This window comes from Geobacter sp. (assembly GCF_027327745.1).
Classification (GTDB): Bacteria; Desulfobacterota; Desulfuromonadia; order Geobacterales; family Geobacteraceae; genus Geobacter.
The window spans coordinates 1-16,338 of record NZ_DAHVYG010000005.1 but is presented as its reverse complement, the minus strand read 5'-3'; the positions used below and the strand labels follow the sequence as shown (position 1 = coordinate 16,338).

Annotated in this window: 17 protein-coding genes; all 17 read left to right on the top strand. The window is 64.5% G+C overall.

The features are described from left to right. Positions 1 to 246: 246 nt before the first annotated feature. The 17 genes from flhA to M6689_RS00885 all read left to right on the top strand — a co-directional run bounded on the left by flhA (position 247) and on the right by M6689_RS00885 (position 16,027). A complete protein-coding gene (gene flhA / locus M6689_RS00965) occupies positions 247 to 2,337 on the top strand; it encodes a flagellar biosynthesis protein FlhA (protein ID WP_298266763.1) in 2,091 nt (696 codons plus the stop codon). Next, complete coding sequence (gene flhF / locus M6689_RS00960; protein ID WP_298266761.1) at positions 2,327 to 3,697, top strand: flagellar biosynthesis protein FlhF; 1,371 nt, start codon at positions 2,327 to 2,329, stop codon at positions 3,695 to 3,697. Before flhA ends, flhF begins: the two co-directional genes overlap by 11 nt. After that, complete coding sequence (locus tag M6689_RS00955; protein ID WP_298266759.1) at positions 3,694 to 4,629, top strand: MinD/ParA family protein; 936 nt, start codon at positions 3,694 to 3,696, stop codon at positions 4,627 to 4,629. The genes flhF and M6689_RS00955 overlap by 4 nt, the downstream gene beginning before the upstream one ends. After that, positions 4,626 to 5,378 (top strand): FliA/WhiG family RNA polymerase sigma factor, encoded by a 753-nt coding sequence (locus M6689_RS00950; protein ID WP_298266757.1) that lies wholly within the window; start codon positions 4,626 to 4,628, stop codon positions 5,376 to 5,378. Before M6689_RS00955 ends, M6689_RS00950 begins: the two co-directional genes overlap by 4 nt. A 103-nt stretch (positions 5,379 to 5,481) precedes the next feature. Then, positions 5,482 to 6,213 carry a flagellar basal-body rod protein FlgF gene (flgF, locus tag M6689_RS00945; protein WP_298266755.1) on the top strand — a complete coding sequence of 244 codons (732 nt, stop codon included), beginning with the start codon at positions 5,482 to 5,484 and terminating at the stop codon, positions 6,211 to 6,213. Positions 6,214 to 6,318: 105 nt separating this feature from the next. Beyond that, positions 6,319 to 7,107 carry a flagellar basal-body rod protein FlgG gene (gene flgG, locus M6689_RS00940; protein WP_298266753.1) on the top strand — a complete coding sequence of 263 codons (789 nt, stop codon included), beginning with the start codon at positions 6,319 to 6,321 and terminating at the stop codon, positions 7,105 to 7,107. A 30-nt stretch (positions 7,108 to 7,137) separates the two neighbouring features. Next, the gene (gene flgA, locus M6689_RS00935; RefSeq protein ID WP_298266751.1) at positions 7,138 to 7,848 is read left to right on the top strand and encodes a flagellar basal body P-ring formation chaperone FlgA; all 711 of its coding nucleotides are present in this window, start codon (positions 7,138 to 7,140) and stop codon (positions 7,846 to 7,848) included. Between the two features lie 43 nt (positions 7,849 to 7,891). Continuing rightward, the gene (locus tag M6689_RS00930; protein ID WP_298266749.1) at positions 7,892 to 8,572 is read left to right on the top strand and encodes a flagellar basal body L-ring protein FlgH; all 681 of its coding nucleotides are present in this window, start codon (positions 7,892 to 7,894) and stop codon (positions 8,570 to 8,572) included. Positions 8,573 to 8,680: 108 nt separating this feature from the next. Further along, the gene (locus tag M6689_RS00925) at positions 8,681 to 9,778 is read left to right on the top strand and encodes a flagellar basal body P-ring protein FlgI (protein ID WP_298266747.1); all 1,098 of its coding nucleotides are present in this window, start codon (positions 8,681 to 8,683) and stop codon (positions 9,776 to 9,778) included. A gap of 211 nt (positions 9,779 to 9,989) precedes the next feature. After that, positions 9,990 to 10,376, top strand: a complete 387-nt coding sequence (locus M6689_RS00920) for a rod-binding protein (protein ID WP_298266744.1) — start codon at positions 9,990 to 9,992, stop codon at positions 10,374 to 10,376. A gap of 3 nt (positions 10,377 to 10,379) precedes the next feature. Further along, positions 10,380 to 10,676: a flagellar biosynthesis anti-sigma factor FlgM gene (flgM, locus tag M6689_RS00915; protein ID WP_298266742.1), complete on the top strand. Its 297-nt coding sequence runs from the start codon at positions 10,380 to 10,382 to the stop codon at positions 10,674 to 10,676. A gap of 15 nt (positions 10,677 to 10,691) precedes the next feature. Further along, the gene (locus M6689_RS00910) at positions 10,692 to 11,189 is read left to right on the top strand and encodes a flagellar protein FlgN (protein WP_298266740.1); all 498 of its coding nucleotides are present in this window, start codon (positions 10,692 to 10,694) and stop codon (positions 11,187 to 11,189) included. A gap of 1 nt (position 11,190) precedes the next feature. Further along, the gene (gene flgK, locus M6689_RS00905; protein ID WP_298266738.1) at positions 11,191 to 12,624 is read left to right on the top strand and encodes a flagellar hook-associated protein FlgK; all 1,434 of its coding nucleotides are present in this window, start codon (positions 11,191 to 11,193) and stop codon (positions 12,622 to 12,624) included. A gap of 22 nt (positions 12,625 to 12,646) precedes the next feature. Continuing rightward, positions 12,647 to 13,540, top strand: coding sequence for a flagellar hook-associated protein FlgL (gene flgL / locus M6689_RS00900; RefSeq protein ID WP_298266736.1), 894 nt, complete (start codon positions 12,647 to 12,649; stop codon positions 13,538 to 13,540). 53 nt (positions 13,541 to 13,593) lie between these two features. Then, entirely contained in the window at positions 13,594 to 13,833 is a 240-nt protein-coding gene (gene csrA / locus M6689_RS00895; RefSeq protein WP_298266734.1) for a carbon storage regulator CsrA, read from the top strand. A 5-nt stretch (positions 13,834 to 13,838) separates the two neighbouring features. After that, positions 13,839 to 14,336 (top strand): flagellar assembly protein FliW, encoded by a 498-nt coding sequence (locus M6689_RS00890; protein ID WP_298266732.1) that lies wholly within the window; start codon positions 13,839 to 13,841, stop codon positions 14,334 to 14,336. 2 nt (positions 14,337 to 14,338) lie between these two features. Next, the gene (locus M6689_RS00885) at positions 14,339 to 16,027 is read left to right on the top strand and encodes a glycosyltransferase (RefSeq protein WP_298266731.1); all 1,689 of its coding nucleotides are present in this window, start codon (positions 14,339 to 14,341) and stop codon (positions 16,025 to 16,027) included. Positions 16,028 to 16,338 lie beyond the last annotated feature (311 nt).

Below are 16,338 nucleotides of genomic sequence, written 5' to 3'. Positions count from 1 at the left end.
CTTCGATATTCAGGGCAGTTAGGGCGGATAAAGTCAAAACCTTGACCGGTCCGTTACAAAATGCCGTCTACTTTACCCGTAATAGTTCGTATCGGCAGGAGGCTCCGATTCTTGAGCCCTTCGGCTGAAAAAAGGGCGGCGGGGGGATTTGCCGGCGTTTCCGCCTCATCGTCTCCTCTCTGGCATACCGGTTGCACAAATGGTGGTGCGTGGTAAAAGTGCCTGAATTAACGAGGAGAATTTTCAGTGGCCCATCCGGCGGCGGAAGCATACGGCCTTCAGCCTGCGAAGAACAACGCGGACATCTACATGGCCGTGGCGCTCATCGGCGTCCTGGCCCTGATGATCGTCCCGCTGCCATCGTTTCTCCTCGACATCTTCCTGGCGGGGAACATCACCGTCGCCCTCGCCATCCTCCTCGTCGCCCTCTACACCCAGCAGCCCCTCGACTTCTCGGTCTTCCCGTCGGTCCTCCTCGTCACCACCCTCTACCGCCTGGCCCTGAACATCGCCTCCACGCGCCTCATTCTCCTCCACGGCAACGAGGGGGTGGAGGCGGCCGGCCACGTGATCAAGTCCTTCGGCCAGTTCGTGGTGGGGGGAAACTACGTGGTTGGCGCCGTCATCTTCCTGATCCTCGTCATCATCAACTTCGTGGTCATCACCAAGGGTGCCGGCCGCGTGGCGGAGGTGGCGGCCCGCTTCACCCTCGACGCCATGCCGGGGAAGCAGATGGCCATCGACGCCGACCTCTCCTCCGGGCTCATCAACGAGAAGGAGGCCCGCCGCCGCCGCACGAAGGTGGCCCGGGAGGCCGACTTCTACGGCTCCATGGACGGCGCCAGCAAGTTCGTCCGGGGTGACGCCGTGGCCGGCATCCTGATCATGCTGGTGAACATCATCGGCGGCTTCGTGATCGGGGTCTGGCAGAACGGCATGCCGCTGGACGCCGCCCTCTCCAACTACACCCTCCTCACCATCGGCGAGGGGCTGGTGGCCCAGATCCCGGCCCTCATCATCTCCACCGCCGCCGGCATCATCGTCACCCGCTCCGCCGACGAGAAGAGCTTCGGCCACGAGATCACCGGCCAGTTCCTCAACTACCCCAAGGCGTTCTATGTCTCCGGCGGGGTCCTCTTCGCCTTCGGCCTCATCCCGGGGCTTCCCCACTTCGCCTTCTTCCTCCTCTCGGGGGCCGCGATCTTCGCCGGTCGCATGGCGAAGGAAGGTGCCCAGGTGGTGGAGGACGAACTTACGGCCCTCCCCGCTCCCCAGGAAGGGGGCGAGGCGGGGGACCCGGCGGCCGCCATCCGCCCCCTCGACATGCTGGAGCTGGAGGTGGGCTACGGTCTCGTGCCGATGGTGGATGCGGCCCAGGAGGGGGAACTGTTGGAGCGGATCCGCTCCATCCGGCGCCAGTTCGCCCAGAAGATGGGGTTCGTGGTGCCGCCGATCCATATCCACGACAACCTGCAGCTCAAGCCCAACGAGTACTGCATCATGATCAAGGGGGCGAAGGTCGGCGGCGGCGAGCTCTCCGGCCAGTACCTGGCCATGGATTCCGGGGCGGTGAGCGGCCACGTGGAGGGGGTGCGGACCACCGAGCCGGTCTTCGGGCTTCCCGCCATCTGGATCCGGGCCGAAGGGAAGGAGCAGGCCCAGATCTACGGCTACACCGTGGTTGACAGCACCACCATCATCGCCACCCACATCAGCGAGATCATCAAGAAGCACGCCCACGAGATGGTGGGACGCCAGGAGCTCCAGCAGCTCCTCGACAACCTCTCCGCCAGCTTCCCGAAGGTGGTGGACGAGCTGGTGCCGTCGCTTCTGAACCTCGGGACGGTGCTGCGGGTCATCAAGAACCTCCTGCGCGAGGGGGTCTCCATCCGGGACCTGCGGACGATCCTGGAGACGCTGGCCGACTACGGCGGGCTCACCAAGGACCCGGACACCCTCACCGAGTTCGTCCGCCAGGCCCTGGGGCGCTACATCGTCGACCAGTACAAGCGGGAGGACGAGACCCTCTGCATGATGAGCCTCGACCGCCGGGTGGAGGAGATCGTCGCCGAGGCGATCCAGCCCTCCGAGCAGGGGAGCTACCTCGCCATCGAGCCCAACACGGCCCAGGTGATTCTCTCCGGCATCCGGCAGGAGATGGAGAAGTTCAACCAGGTGGGGACGAACCCGGTGCTGATCGCGTCGCCGTCGATCCGGCGCCACGTCAAGAAGCTGACCGAGCGGTTCGTTCCGAACCTGGCGGTCCTGTCGCACAACGAGATCCCGTCCAACATCAAAATCCAATCTTTAGGGGTGGTAACGCTCAATGCTGGTTAAGACATTCGAAGCGGTAGACATGTCCGAGGCCCTGCGCATGGTGAAGGCCGAACTCGGCCCCGACGCCATGATCATCTCCTCCAGGAAGGAGAAGAAGAAGGGGCTCTTCGGGTTCTTCAGCAAGCCGGTCGTCCAGGTGACCGCCGGCCTTGAGATGAAGCCGCGGCAGCCGGCGCAGAACCCCTACCGGGAGGCCCCGGAGCCCCAGCTCTCCGCCAAGGAGATGATGGAGAGCTCCATGCTCGCCCCCCTGGCCCGGGAACTGAAGGAGCTCCGCGAGCGGGTCGAGATCCTCTCCCGCAAGGAGACCGCCGCCAGGGCGGGGGCCGCTCCCCGGGCCGAGGAGCCGGCGGTGAAGCCGGCGGTGGTTGCGCCGGTGCCGGAACCCGCCACGGATCCCGGGACGAAGCCCATCGCCAAACAGGACCTGGAGGAGATGAAGAAGCTCCTCTTCAAGACCCTCGCCGCCAGGGAGGCGGGGGAGGGTGCGGCCAGGGCCGAGGCCCCGGCGCCAGCCGCGCAGCCGAAGGCGAAGAGTGCCGATCCGGGCGAAGTGAAAGGCTTTGGCGGCCTCAGGGGGGCGCTCCGGATGGTGGTGAACGAGCTTCACCGCAAGGGGCTGGAGCGGGGGGCGGTCCGGGCCGTCATGGAGCAGCTGCAGCCCGAGGCCAAACGTGGGGGGACAGCGGAGACGATCCGTCCCTTCCTCCCCCAGGCGTTCAAGAGTGTCATCAAGTGCGCCGGGCCGCTGACGCTGAAGAAGAACGGTCCGCGGATCATCGCCCTGGTGGGTCCCACGGGGGTCGGCAAGACCACCACCGTTGCCAAGCTGGCGGCGCTCTATTCGCTGCGCGAGGGGCACCGGGCGGCGCTCGTCACCATCGACAACTTCCGGGTCGGCGCCGTGGAGCAGCTCAAGACCTACTCGCGGATCATGGGGGTTCCCGTCGAGGTGGCGGCCACGCCGATGGAGCTGGAGGCGGCCATCGAGCTCCACTCCGACAAGGAGCTGATCCTGATCGACACCGCCGGGAGAAGCCCCAAGGACATGGAAAAGATCGGGGAGCTGAAGGGGTTCCTGGAGTCGAGGTTCGCCATCGAGATCCACCTCTGCCTGGCGGCCACGACCCGGGACCGGGAGCTGCAGGAGATCGTGGAGCGCTTCGGGGTTCTCCCCATCAGCCGCGTCATCTTCACCAAGCTCGACGAGAGCGAGAGCTACGGCTGCATCGTCAACGCCCATCTGCGGACCAAGTTCCCGCTCTCGTTCTTCACCACCGGGCAGCGGGTGCCCGAAGACCTTGAAATCGCCACGGCCGGCAGGCTCGCCGGGCTCGTGTTGGGGGAGTGTAAGCAATGAACGCCACGGTGACAACGGGAGACCAGGCCGACAGCCTCCGCCAGCTGGCCACTTCCGTGAAAAAGCAGCGAAAGGCTGCGGCGGCCCGTCCCCAGGAGGGGATGAATGCAAAGGGGGTCAGGGTGATCTCCGTGACCAGCGGCAAGGGGGGGGTCGGCAAGAGCAACGTGGTCGTCAATCTCTCCCTCGCCCTTGCCAGCCGGGGGAAAAAGGTCCTCGTCATCGACGCCGATCTCGGTCTCGGCAATATCGACGTACTGCTGGGGCTGACGCCGGACTACACCCTGAATGACGTCTTTGCCGGGAGGAAGCGGCTGGAGGAGATCATCGTCGAGGGGCCGGGGGGGATCCGGATCATCCCGGCCGGCTCGGGGCTCCCCGACTTCACCTCCCTGGGGCTCCAGGAGCGGGTCAAGATCATGGACGAGCTCGATGCCCTGGAGGAGGAGTTCGACATCCTCGTCATCGACACCGAGGCGGGAATCTCGGACAACGTCGCCTACTTCAATACCGCCTCCCAGGAGATCGTGGTGGTGGTCACCCCGGAGCCGACCTCCATCACCGACGTCTATGCCCTGATCAAGCTCCTGGCGACCCGCCACTCCGAGCGCTACTTCAAGGTCCTCGTCAATATGGCGAAGGACACCGACGATGCGCTCCAGGTCTTCGCCAAACTCTCCAACGTGACGAGCCGGTTCCTCGACATCTCCCTCGATTACCTCGGCTGCGTCCTCAAGGACGAAACTCTCGTGGAGGCGGTGAAGAGCCAGAAGCCGGTCATCGAGCTCTTCCCCGACTCCCCCGTTTCCGCCTGTTTCACGACGCTGGCACGGCGCGTGCTGGAGAACGGCGGGGAGCGCAGAGTGAAAGGGAACGTGCAGTTTTTCTTCCGGAGATTTCTCGGCTCCGGCGCCGTAATGGAGAGCGCATGAACTGTCTGGTGAAGGCATACGAGCAGGAAGCTCAGCGGGGCGCGGCCCAGAGCCGGGACGAGCTGATCGTCTCCCATCTGCCGCTGGTGAAGTTCCTTGTGGGCAGGATCGCCTCCCAGCTTCCACCCCATCTCGATCAGGAAGACCTGATGAGTGCCGCCATCATCGGCCTCATCACCGCCGCCGAACGGTTCGATCCCTCCCGGGGGGTCCAGTTCAAGACCTTTGCCGAGCAGCGGATCCGCGGCACGATCATCGACGAGCTCCGCGCCCAGGACTGGCTCACCCGCTCGCTGCGGGAGAAGTTCAAGCGGCTGGAGCGGGAGTTCGTCATGCTGGAGCACCGCTTCGGGCGCAACCCCACCAGCGAGGAGGTGGCGGCGGCCCTGGAGATCAGCGTGGAGGAGTACCACCACATGCTGGAGGAGATCCATCTTCTCTCCTTCGTGAGCCTCGACGATGCGTGGGAGGACGAGGACGGCAGCCCCTTCGGCCTCCTGGACATCCTGGAGGACAAGGGGGTCGAGAACCCCCAGAGCCAGCTCATGGCGCGGCAGATGCTCGAATCCCTCACCACGGCCATTGAGTCCCTGCCGGAGAAGGAGCGGCTCGTCATCACCCTCTACTACTATGAGGAGTTGAACCTGAAGGAGATCGGCGCGGTGCTGGAGCTCTCCGAATCGCGCATCTCCCAGCTCCACAGCCAGGCCATCGTCCGGCTGCGGGCGAAGATGAAGAATATGCGGTAGGGATGTACGCGTAGGGGCAAACCTTGTGTTTGCCCAAAACAGGGCGATCACAAGGATCGCCCCTACGGTTCCATACCACCGTCGGACCACAGAGGAGCAACCCATGAACAGCGGCATCTACTCGGCACTCTCGGGGAACATCGCGGCCATGAAGCGGCTCGACGTCCTCTCCAACAACCTGGCTAACGCCAACACCGCCGGTTTCAAGAAGGACCGGATGACCTTCGAGAGCATGCTCCAGGGCGCCGGGGCGATTCCGCGGCCCAACGGCGGCACCGACGCGCCGGTCTACTCCGAGACGACCTTCTTCACCGACTACAGCGCCGGGGCGGTGAAGCAGACCGGCAACACCTTCGATCTCGCCCTGGCCGGCGACGGCTTCTTCGTGGTGAACACCCCCCAGGGGCGCGCCTATACGCGGCAGGGGAACTTTCACCTGGGCGCCGGGGGGAAGCTCGTGACCGTCGACGGCTACGAGGTCCTCGGCGGCGGTCCCATCACCGTCAACGGCGGGAAGGTCGACATCAACGCCAGGGGGGAGCTCTTCGTGGACGGGAGCCAGGTGGGGACTCTGGATGTGGTCGACTTCCCCAAGCCCTACGCCCTCCAGAAGAGCGGCAACGCCCTCTTCGTCCCGGCCGACCCCCAGGCCACCCCCCAGCCGGTGCGGGGGGAAAAGGTGATGCAGGGGTTCATCGAGGAGTCCAACGTCAACACCGTCCAGGAGATGGTCCAGCTCATCGAGACCAACCGCTACTTCGAGATGTGCTCCAAGGCGGTGAAGGCGTACGACGACCTGGCGGGGAAGGCGGCCAACGACATAGGAAAGCTGTAAGGGGAATGTAGGGGCGAATCTCGTATTCGCCCCGTTGAACCGGGCGATCACAAGGATCGCCCCTACACCAAACGTGTGATACGGCACGTAAGGAGGAACAATCGCATGATTCGCGCATTATGGACGGCGGCCTCAGGGATGCAGGCCCAGCAGACGAACATCGACGTCGTCGCGAACAACCTGGCCAACGTCAATACCGCGGGGTTCAAGAAGAGCAGGGCCGACTTCCAGGACCTCATGTACCAGAACATGAAGACCACCGGCGCCCCCTCCACCAACTCCACCCAGGTCCCCGCCGGGATCCAGATCGGCCTCGGGGCCAAGCTGGCGGCGGTCTCCAAGATCTTCACCGAGGGGAACATCAACCAGACCGGCAACGAGCTGGACGTCGCCATCGAGGGGAACGGCTTCTTCCAGGTCCAGATGCCCGACGGCTCCACCGCCTACTCCCGGGCCGGTTCCTTCAAGCGCGACAGCCAGGGGCGGGTCGTCACCTCCGACGGCTATCCGATGATCCCCGAGGTGGTCATCCCGAGCAACGTCACCGCCATCAATGTCGGCAACGACGGCACCGTGTCGGTCATGCAGGCGGGGCAGACCACCCCCACCAACGTCGGCAACATCCAGCTCGCTGCCTTCTCCAACCCGTCGGGGCTCATTGCGCTGGGCAAGAACCTCTTCCAGCAGTCCGACTCCTCCGGGAACGCCACCACCGGCACCCCGGGGCAGAACGGCCTCGGCACCACCGCCCAGGGGTTCCTGGAGATGAGCAACGTGAGCGTCATGGAAGAGATGGTGAACATGATCACGGGGCAGCGGGCCTACGAGATCAACTCCAAGGCGGTGCAGACCGCCGACGAGATGCTGCAGACGGCGAACAACCTCAGGCGGTAACGCCTGACGGGTATCGGCACGGGTAACCAGATGAAATACGTCACAGGCATCATCCTTTTCCTCCTGTTCCAGGTCACGGCCGCCTTCTCCGCCCCGGCGCCCCAGATCGTCACCGAGGCGCGGGTGAAGGAGGTAGTGGCCGACTTCGTCCGGGAGAAGACCGCGAATCTCGGGGTGGAGACGGCGATCCGCCGGATCGGGCCGATCCCCGAGCTGAAGCTCCCGGCCGGCGCCGTCACCTATGAGGTCCAGGCCCCGGCGTCGTGGGAGGGGTGGGGACGGGCGAACCTTGCCCTCATCGTCCGGGTGAACGACCGGGTGGAGAAGAACATTCCGGTCAACGTGGAGGTGGAGGCCCTGGCCGATACGGTGGTGGCGGTCCGTTCCCTGGAGCGGGGGGACGTCGTGGGGCCCGCCGACGTGGCGGTCCGCCGGATCGACATCTCGTCGCTTTCGGGGAAGGTCTACCGGAGCGCCGATGAGGTGATCGGCAAGCGGGCGCGGGTGGCGATCCGGGCCAACACGCCGCTTCGGGGGGAGAACCTGGAGAAGGTCCCCCTCGTCAAGAGCGGCCAGCTCGTGACCATCATCGCCGAGAGCCCCGCCCTGCGCCTCACCGCCACCGGCCGCGCCCGGGGAAACGGCGCCGAGGGGGACATCGTCATGGTGCAGAACCTCGGCTCCCTGAAGGAGCTCCCCGCCCGGGTCATCGCCTCCGGCACCGTGCAGGTGGATTTTTAGTCCAGCCGCTAGCTGCTAGCCGCTAGCTTTTTGGAGTACGTCAGTGAAACGTTTGGTAGTGTCAATTATCTGGCTCATTCTGGCGGGGTGCGTGGTGCAGAAGACGGAGGTGAGGACCCCCGCCTTCGACGAGCAGCTTACCGCCCCCCAGCCGACTTACGCCAACGGTTCCATCTGGCAGGCGGCGTCGGGGGGGCTCGCCGAGGACCTGAAGGCCCGGAAAAAGGGGGACATCCTCACGGTGGTGATCGTGGAGAACGCCAGCGCCAGCAAGGAGGCGACCACCGACACGGAGCGCAAGGCAAACGTTTCGGCGAGCGTCCCCTACCTCCTGGGGCTGGAGAAGAGCGCCACCCTCTTCCAGCAGCTGACCCGGGCCGATCCGAACAACCTGGTGGGGGCCAGCACCGCATCCAAGTACCAGGGGAGCGGCGCCACCACCCGCAAGGAAAACCTGACCGCCACCATGAGCGCCAAGATCGTCGACGTCCTCCCCAACGGGAACTTCATGATCGAGGGGCGGCGCAACGTGAAGGTCAACAACGAAGACCAGATCATCATCCTGGAGGGAACCGTCCGGCCCCGCGACATCTCCTCCGACAACACGGTCAGCTCCGCCCTCATCGCCGACGCCCGGATCACCTACGCCGGCAAGGGGGTGATCAGCGACCGCCAGCGGCCGGGGTGGCTGATGAATATCCTGGATTACATCTGGCCTTTCTGATTGCGTAGGGGCAAACCTTGTGTTTGCCCTTTTCGGCAGGTGCAGGGAGATGGGCGATCACAAGGATCGCCCCTACGGGTGCGTAACGCAGAGAACACGGATAAACCGATGATACGAAAAATTATTTTGACAGTGCTTCTGTTAATTGCCCTCCCTCACCTCGCCCTGGCGATCCGGATCAAGGACATCGCCAGCTTCGACGGGGTGCGGGACAACCAGCTCATCGGCTACGGTCTCGTGGTGGGCTTGAACGGTACCGGCGACAGCGCCCAGACCAAGTTTCCGGTCCAGTCCCTCGTCAACATGCTGGAGCGGATGGGGGTGACGGTCAACCGGGGGGACATCACGGTGAAAAACGTGGCGGCCGTCATGGTGACCGCCGATCTCCACCCCTTCGCCAAGCAGGGGACGAGGCTCGATGTCCTCGTCTCGTCGGTGGGGGACTCCAAGAGCATCGCCGGCGGCACCCTCCTCATGACCCCCCTCAAGGGGGCCGACGGCCAGGTCTACGCCGTGGCCCAGGGGGGGGTCCTCACCAACTCCTTCTCCTACGGTGGCCAGGCGGCCAGTGCCCAGAAGAACCACCCCACCGCCGGCAGGATCCCCAACGGGGCGCTGGTGGAGCGCGAGCTCCCCAATGTGCTTGCCGGCAAGGGGGAACTGCGGCTCGACCTCAGCCAGCCCGATTTCACCACCGCCTCCAGGATTGCCCGGGCGGTGAACGCGCACTTCGGGACCAAGGTTGCCGCCGCCGGCGACCCCGGGTCGGTCATGCTCACCCTTCCCGAGGCGTACCTGGGGCGGGTCGTGGAGTTCGTCGCCGACATGGAGCGGCTGGAGGTGCGTCCCGATAACCCGGCCAAGGTGGTCCTCAACGAGCGGACCGGCACCATCGTCATCGGCGACAACGTCCGGATCTCCACGGTGGCGGTCTCCCACGGCAACCTGACCCTCTACATCAAGGAGACCCCCAAGGTTTCCCAGCCCGCACCCTTCAGCAAGACCGGCGAGACGGCAGTGGTGCCGCGGACCCAGCTCAAGGTGAGCGAGGAGGGGGGAGGGCTCGCGGTGGTGAAGGAGGGGGCCAACATCGGCGAGGTGGTCCGGGCGCTGAACGCCCTGGGCGTCACCCCCCGGGACCTCATCGGCATCCTCCAGGCGATCAAGGCCGCCGGGGCGATGCAGGCAGAGCTGTCGGTTATTTAGTGAGACGTGAGACGTGAGACGTGAGACGTGAGACGTGAGACGTGAGACGTGAGACGTGAGACGTGAGACGTGAGACGTGAGACGTGAGACGTGAGAAGGGGCGCCCGGCCGGGCGCCTTTTTTCGCCGGTTGGCATGCTCCGTGCTGCGACAGCCATGGAGATGTTCAATATTTTTCTCAAGTAGATGCGGCTTTTGCCGATAGGTACACCATGCAGACGACTCTCCCGACCGATACCCTGATCCAGGACAATGACGCGGCCCGTGCCCGGCGGCTCGCCGAGGCCAAGGGAGGCGCCGGCGAGCGGGGAAGTGCGGCGGCAAAGAAGGTGGCCCGGGAGTTCGAGGCGATCTTCATCGGGATGATGCTCAAGTCGATGCGGGAGACGGCCGGCAAGGACCCCATTGCCGGCGGCGGGAAGGGGGAGGAGATCTTCCAGTCGCTCCTCGACCAGGAGTATGCCACCGCCTCCGCGGCCCGGGGAGGGCTCGGCCTGGCGCCGCTGATCGAGAAACAGCTCGTCGGGGAACCGGCACCTCCGTCGGAAAGCCATTCTACCGCCGCGGCGAAGGTTGCCCGCGATCCGTACGAAAGGTGATTGATGACAATTAACGGTGATATCGTCTCCCTCTCCAGCGTGGCGTCCGCCGGAAACACCGGGGCTCCGCGGCAGGCCGCCGGGAGCGCCAGGACCACTGCCGCCGCCGCGGCTGCCGGCGCCGACCGGGTGGAGCTTTCCCTCGGGAAGGCACAGGTCGAGCGCCTCAAGCAGACGGCAGTCGGCGAGCCTGAGTTCCGGGCCGAAAAGGTGGCGGCCCTGAAGCAGCAGATCCAGGATGGAACCTATCAGATCGACACCCGGGCGGTGGCGGCGAAGATTGCCGCGCTGCGGGGCTAGTGTTCGGAGAAAGGTATGGCAGGCGTCATGACAAATCTGGTCGAAGTCCTGAATGCCCGGAGTGCGAGCATGGAGAAGATGCGGCAGCTCCTGGAGGAGGAGCGGCAGAGCATCCTCGCCCTCGACACGGAGCGGCTCCGGGTGGCGGTTGCCCGGAAGGTGGAGGTGGTGGCTGAGATGGAAGGGCTGGACGGCACCTGCCGGACCCTTCTGGCGCAAGAGGGAGCGCGGCACGGCCTCACCGGCACCGTCACCCTGTCCCCCCTCATCGCCTGCACCCCCAAACCGGCGAAGGAGGAGCTGGCAAGCCTCCAGGAGACCCTCGCCACTCGCGCCGAAGAGCTCCGGGGGATGATCGCCGACAACCGGCGGCTCCTCGAAAGCTCGCTTGCCACCGTCGGCAGGTCGCTGGCCTTCTTCCAGAGCCGCTTCACGGTGGCGGAGACCTACGGCGGGACGGGGCGGATGGTGGAGCGGAGCGCCGGGTCGGGGCTGCTGCGCAAGGAGTTGTGAGATGAGCATCCTCAGCATTCTCGATATCGGGAAGTCGGGCATCACCGCCCAGCGCCTCGCCCTGGAGGTGACGAGCCAGAACGTCTCCAATGTCAACACCCCCGGCTATTCACGCCAGACCACCATTTTCGAGAGCGGCAACGTCTCCATGGAGCGGGGCTTTCCCCTCGGCAACGGCGTCCAGGTGGCGAAGATCCAGCGTGCCTACGACGACTTCCTCCAGATGCAGCTAAAGACGGAAAGCTCCACGAACGGCCAGGCAACTACGGTCCTTTCATCCATGAACCGGGCCGAGCAGCTCTTCAACGAGTTCACCACCGACGGCCTCGGCAAGTCGATGCAGGATTTCTTCAAGGCATGGCAGGATCTGACCGCCAACCCCCAGGGGCAGCCGGAGCGGCAGGCGGTTCTCGCCCGCGCCCAGCAGCTCACCGATCAGTTCCACCGGGTCAACGGCTACCTGAATGACATCAAGACCGAGGCGAACAAGTCGCTGGAGGGGATCACCGCCGACGTGAACGACCAGCTGGCCCAGATCGCCTCCCTGAACGACCAGATCCGCCAGGTGGAGATCCAGGGGACAACGGCCAACGAGTTGCGCGACAAGCGGGACCTCCTGGTACGCCAGCTCTCCGGGAAGGTGGGAATCACCTACCTGGAGCAGCCCGACGGCATGCTGAACGTGAGTCTTACCCTCGGCCAGCCCCTGGTCCTCGGCAAGGATGCGGCGACCCTTTCGCTGCAGCCCGATGCGTCCAACGGCGGGTTCTACAAGGTGTTCACCACGCCGCCGGGGGGGACCTCCGCCATTGACATCAGTTCCATCGTCGGCGGCCCCAACAACAGCCAGGGGGAGATGGGGGGGACCCTGCAGGTGCGCGACACCCTGGTGAACCAGTTCATCTCCGATCTGGACGAGCTGGCCTACAACCTCGCCACCCAGGTGAACGCCGCGCACTCCGCGGGCTTCGGCCTGACCGGTTCCACGGGGCTCGATTTTTTCGCCCCCCCCGCCGCCATGGCCGGTTACAGCGGTCTCGGCGGAATTTCGGTAAGCATCACCAACACGAACGATATTGCCGCGGCGGACACCGACCCAACTACCGGCGGCACCGGCAACAACAAGAACGCCTCGACCATCGCGAGCCTCTACGACAAGACCCTCCCCTTTTCCAGCGGCAATACCACCCTTGAAGGGTTCTACAACTCCCTCGTCGGCAAGGTGGGGGTGGCGGTGCAGAATGCGCAGAGGGGGCAGACCCTGAGCGACGGCGTCATCAAGCAGCTCGACAACCTGAGGGAGTCCAGTTCCGGCGTCTCCCTCGACGAGGAACTCGCCAACCTGATCAAGTATCAGAAGGCGTTCGAGGGGTCGGCAAAACTCATCACCACCGGTGCCGAGATGATGGATACCATTCTCGGACTCGTCCGGTAAACGTTCGGTACGGAGAACCACCATGCGCGTGACCCAGAATACGACAGCCAACCTCGTTCTCAATAACCTCCAGGTCATCCGGCAGCGGACCGAGGAGCTGGAGCAGCAGTCATCCACCGGGCTCAAGGTGAGCAAGCCGAGCGATGACCCGGTGACCGCCCAGCAGATCCTCCACCTCAAGGGGCTCATCGCCCAGGGGGACCAGTACGACCGCAACATCTCCAACGGCACCGCCTGGCTCTCCATGAGCGAATCTGCCATGTCCGAGATGGGGAACGTCCTCTCCCGGGCCAAGGAGCTTGCCGTGCAGATGGCCAACGGCACCAACGACCAGAATGCGCGCACGGCCGCCATGAACGAATTTACCCAGATGAGGAGCCAGTTGGTTCTGCTCGGCAATACCCAGCTCAACGGCCGTTATATCTTCGGCGGCTTCAAGAACGATACCCCCCCGTTCGACGCGGCCGGCAACTTCACCGGCACCGATGACCAGATCATGGTCGAGGTGGACCGCGGGGCCCAGGTGGCGATCAACTATTCGGGGGGAAATCTCCTGCGGGGCGGGACCCCACCCGGTTCCAGCGGCACCGACATCATCGGCATTTTCGACAACCTGATCACCGCCCTCGGCTCCAACAACCAGGCCGGCGTTCAGGCAGAGCTGCCGAATCTCGATGCTGCCACGGCGCAGGTCCTTTCCACCCGCACCGATCTCGGTGCCCGGATGAACCGGTTCGACGGGGCAAAGGGGATCCTCGAAGAGATGAAGTACAGTCTCACCAAGGTCCTTTCGGACAAGCAGGACATAGATTTCATGCAGGTCGTGAGTGATCTCTCGAAGCAGCAGACCGCCTATCAGGCGGCGGTCGCGGCCTCGGCCAAGGTTTCGCAGGTCTCGCTCCTCGACTACCTCTAACCGGGCCATTTCAGCGGGAAGCGTTTCCATCACGGACGCCAGGAGGGCGTAACATGTTGGTATTGACACGAAAGATGGGCGAAGTGGTCACCATTGGCGACCAGATCCGGATCAAGGTGGTGGAGATGAAGGGAAACCAGGTGCGGCTCGGCATCGAGGCTCCCGGCGAGATGCGCATCTACCGCGAGGAGATCTTCCTCAAGGTGCAGCGGGAAAACCAACTGGCGGCCGAGTGGAACCTGACGGATCTGGAGACGGCCGTTACCTACCTCGCTGCGGGCAACAAGGAGTGATCACCGTGAAAATCGACACCGCGCGCTTTGACACACTTGAGATCGACGAGAGCAAGATCATCACCATGCCCGAGGGGATGCTCGGCTTCGCGGAAAAGCGGTTCTTCATTCTTACCCCGCCGAATCTCGGCCCCTTCTGCTGGCTGCAGTCGGTCGACAACCCCGACCTGGCCTTTGTCGTCGTCGACACCAAAAATTGTGTTGCCGACTACACCCTCCGGCTCACCGCCGAGGAGTTCGAGAAGCTCCAGTTGGCCGAAAACGGCGAGGCGATCTTCCTCGCCGTCGTGACCATGGCCTCCGACCCCTTCGCGATCACCGTCAACCTCCAGGGCCCCATCGTCCTCAACCCGGAACGGATGCTCGCCAAGCAGATCGTCCTTGAGGGTGGGAAGTACTCAACGAAACATCCGTTCTTCAAACCGGACGAGACCGCGGCAGCTCAGGCGGGACGGGACAACCGTGCTGCGGGCGCCGCGCCACAGGTGGCCGGCAGCCTCTAGACATGAACATTCTGCTGGTGGGGTTCCCCGTATTCGCGCGCGAGCTCGCGGCGCTCGGGCACGCGGTTTATTCGGCGGGGACCGCCCCCGGCAGCGATGTTGTCCTCCCTCCCGGGAAGTTCTCCCTCGATGCCATTCTTGCCACCCTCGGGCCGTCCCGACGGCCCGACCTTTGCCTCCTGGTGGAGAATATCGGTGCGCGCGAGTTCCCGCTGGGGCTCGAACGCTCCCCGATTCCCGTCGTCTTCTACTCCATCGACAGCCATCTCAATTTCTTCTGGCAGCAGCACTTCGCCCGGGTTTGCGACTGCGTCCTGACGACCCAGCGGGACTTCGTCGCTCCCTTCTCGGCCGTTTGCCCCGATGTCCAATGGCTTCCCTGGAGCTGCGACCCGGCGGAGTATGACGACACCGGTTCCGAGCGGGATCTCGACGTGGTCTTCGTCGGCTCGGCAGATGACAGCCGGCCGAAGCGCAAGCTACTGCTGGAGCTGGCGGCCAGGCAGTGCGACCTGCGGGTGTTTTCTCCCCTCCCCGGGAAGTGGTACACGGCCCGGGAAATAGCGGCGATCTTCAACCGCGCGAAGATCGTAATCAACGAATCGGTCTGCCGCGAGGTGAATTTCAGGGTGTTCGAGGCCATCGGGGCAGGGGCCATGCTCCTGACGGAGCGCGTCGATAACGGCCTCGGCGAGCTGTTCGAAGAAGGTCGCCATCTGGTTGCCTTCACCCCCTTCGATCTCGTGCGCAAGCTTGGCCGCTATCTCGCCGACGGGGAGGAGCGCTCCCGCATCGCCCGGGCGGGAAGGGAACACCTGCTCCGGCACCACCTCCGTTCGGTCCGGGCGGCCCGGCTCGCGGCGATCCTGGAGCGGGTCGAACGTCGCCCGGAGCGCAACGGCGTTTCCCTTGCCCGCAGTTACGTCCTTCTGCTGCGCCGGGGGGTCGTGCCGGTGGAGCGCTATCTCCCCCTTGCCGCAGCGATGCTCGATGAGGCCTGCCGCCGGGGCGACCGTGATGCCGCCGCGGCGTGGCTGGACCGGGGAGAACTCTATCAGTCGCTGGGGGACAGGCAAGAGGCGGCGTCAAGCTATGCCGCAAGCTGGCTCAGCGGCGAGCGGAGCGTCCGGCTGGCGCTCCAGTGGGGAGTCGCTCTCCTTGAACTCGGACGGGAAGAGGAGGCGCGGGCGATCCTGCGACTGCTTGCGGACATGGGCATTCCCGCTCCCCTCGGGGAGGAACTGGCCGCCGTGCTCGGGGAGGCGATCCCCTCCGCCGGGCTCTATCTCGTGCTCGGCCGGATTGCCGAGTCCACGGAAGACCGCTTCCGACCGGGGTTTGTTTCGGTTGCCTACAGCGGGGTACCTCTCAGCGGCGTTGACTATGCCGAAATGGCCCAATCCCTGGCTCCCCATGATGTGGCCGTGGCGGAAATGCTCGCACGGATCCGGTTCGAGAACGGCGATTACCTGCTGGCGGCAAGGAGTTACCTCGATGCCTGGGAGAAGGGAGAGGGCGGGATCGAACTCCTCGAACGGGCCGCCCAGGCTCTGGCCTTAACGTATAAACTCGACGAGACGGCCGAGGTGATGCGGCTGGTCTGCGGGCAGACCAATGCTCGCAAGCATCATGATTTTCTTTGCGCCATCGAAGATGCCATAGCTGGGGGAAAGGTTGATAGTGGAGGGTAGTCAGTTATTTTGAGTCTTTGGGGCGTTGGCGGCGAAAGTTTTGGAAAAATCGTCAAATACCAAAATTTTCTCTAAAGCTTTTCGGCAAGGCGCCGATAGGACAATTAACTGGCCGCCACATGAATTGACGGCATGACGCTGAAGGTGAAATGAGGTGCGAACCGTCGCCGGCCGGGACGGGGGAGTGCTCTCCATGAACCGACGGCACAACTTAGAAGGGGTAAGGAAACCCCGCACTCAACTCAAGGAGGAAGTACACCATGGCACTCACAGTCAACACCAACATCGCATCCCTCAACGCCCAGCGGAAC